Below are 2,291 nucleotides of genomic sequence, written 5' to 3' on the forward strand. Positions count from 1 at the left end.
CATCGACGCGCGGGCATGGCGGCGTCAGGGATTTGTCCGCAACTCGGCCGGACCGCACGGCAGAGGGCCCGATGGGACACGCCTCGCCGAGCCGGACGGTCACGTCGGCGCGGAACGGCTCGGGCGGTCGCGGAGCGGCGTCGCCCGCCCCGGCGGGGTGGGGCCTCGGCCCGACCGGCCCGGCACCGGCGGCTACCTCATCGAGCATGGCGACATCCGGCCTCCTCACCATGCCACGCGTTGTGCGGAAAGCACCGCGCGGACGTGGCGAGACGACCACGTCGTCAGTGTGACACCGGCTGCGGTGATCTGCGAACGCAGAGGAATCGATGATCCCGGTGGGCAGGCCTCCCACGATGGCGATCAAGGTGATCTGTCGGGTTGGTCCGCATATGCGATTCTGGTACGTGACTGCCCCGAGCTTGTCGGCATCTGCGGCATGGACGGGAGGTAGGTGGCGGACATGCCTCATGACGGCCTTGCCCGGGCCGGGGCCACGGAGCCGCGGGCATCCGAGACCGGCTCCGCAAGCACAGGTTCTCCGCTTCCGGAGCCGGCGGCCGCCGTGACCGATCGGGCCCTGAGGTTCGCCGCAGCGGAGCTGGCAGCGGTCTATGTGCCCGGTATCGGGAGTGCCGAGCTTCGGCTGGTGGACACGGTCGGATGCGCTCCTTCCCGGTACGGGCTGCCGGAGTCCTTGCCCCTGTCCGGCGACTCACCTGCGGCGCACGTCTTCCGCACCGACCGGCCGCTGTGGCTGAATTCCGCCGAACTCGCCTCCTGCTCCGAGGGCGGGCCGACACCGCCGCGAGTGGAGGCGTCGCTCGGTGCGCTGCCACTCGGGAGGGGAGGTGCGCGGCTGGGCTGCCTCGTCGTCATCGGGAGTTCCGCGGACGGCTTCGAGGCCGGGCAACGGCGCTTCCTGGAGCGGTACGCCGACGCGGTCGCCGGCGTGCTCCGGGCCGGGACGGGCCGCCCCGCGCCGTCGTCGCTGCTCAGTCCCGCCCTGCGGAGTCTGCGCGTCGGCTTCTTCGTCCTGGTGCCGGGCACCGGCCTGATCGAGACGGACGAGACCCTGCTCGAGCTCGTCGGCCTCACACCGGACGACTTCGACGGCAAGGCCGAGACACTGCTCGCACATGCCCTCCCGGAAGACATGCACGCGCTGGTGTCGGTCCTGGAACCGTCGACCCAGCCGTTCGGTCGGCGGGAGCTGGAGTTCCGGGTCCGCTGCCCCAGTGGTGAAATGCGCTGGCTGAGCCTGAGCAGCCGGGTGGTGGCGGGCACCGACGAACGGCCGGAGCAGGTGCTGGGCGTGGTGATGTCCACCTCGGTCCAGCGGCGGAGCGCCGACGATGTGTCCAGGATCCAGTGGCTGACTGCCGCACTGGACGATGCCACCACAGTCGATGACGTCAGCCAGGTGATGGTCACCGCGCTGCGTGAGCCGCTGGGCGCCGACCGGGTGGCGCTCGCCGAGTTGCAGGACGGCCATCTCATGGTCACCGTGCTCGACCCGCCGCAGCCCGACGCCTGGCCGGAGATCTGGCGTTCCCAGTGGCGTTCGGAGTGGCCCGACTCACCGGTCAGCGCCCTGCCCACCCTTCAGTTGGCCCTGCGCGACGGACGTGTGGATCTGTGGCCGGCCGGCACAGCCCTCGAACCCGGACTCGCAGAAATCGGCACCGGAGGTCTGGCCGTCCTGCCGCTCCCCGCCAAGGGCCGGGTCGCAGGCGTGTGCCTGGTCGGCTGGGATCGGCCGCACGAGTTCGTCCCCGAGGAGCGGTCCCTGCTGACCGCCACCGCGGCGCTGATCGGGCAGGCCCTCAAGCGTGCGCACGAGCATGACGCCGAGCAGGAACTCGCGACGATGCTGCAGCGCAGTCTGCTGCCCCGGCGCCTGCCCGAGCTGCCCGGGGGGACGGCCGTGGCCCGCTATCTGCCCGCCAGGCGGGGGTTGCAGGTGGGCGGTGACTGGTACGACGTCATCGACCTCTCCGAGGAACGCGTGGCGCTGGTCATCGGTGACGTACAAGGACACAGCGCCGGAGCCGCGACGATCATGGGCCAGATGCGTACCGCGGTCCGCGCCTACGCCGTGGAGGGCCACCCGCCCGACGTGGTCGTCTCCCATGCCAACCGCCTGCTCGTCGGTATGGAGACCGACCTGTTCGCCACCTGCTGCTATGCCGAACTGGACATGGAGGAGGGCAACGTCCTGTTCGTCCGGGCCGGGCACCTCTCACCACTGCTACGGCATCCAGACGGCCGTACCGACGAGGTGCAGGTCG

The 2,291-nt window shown here is 71.1% G+C and carries 1 protein-coding gene and 1 pseudogene; one reads left to right on the forward strand and one right to left on the reverse strand.

Features of this window, described 5'->3' with window-relative positions:
* Positions 1-208: pseudogene (locus ACTWQJ_RS50390) on the reverse strand (hypothetical protein); the annotation flags it as partial.
* A 357-nt stretch (positions 209-565) separates the two neighbouring features.
* Here ACTWQJ_RS50390 and ACTWQJ_RS50395 point away from each other — a divergent pair.
* A partial coding sequence (locus ACTWQJ_RS50395) for a SpoIIE family protein phosphatase (RefSeq protein ID WP_443313043.1) occupies positions 566-2,291 on the forward strand: 1,726 nt, incomplete at its 3' end.

Origin of the sequence: Streptomyces sp. KR55, assembly GCF_052245645.1 — a bacterium.
Lineage (GTDB): Bacteria > Actinomycetota > Actinomycetes > Streptomycetales > Streptomycetaceae > Streptomyces > Streptomyces flavusporus.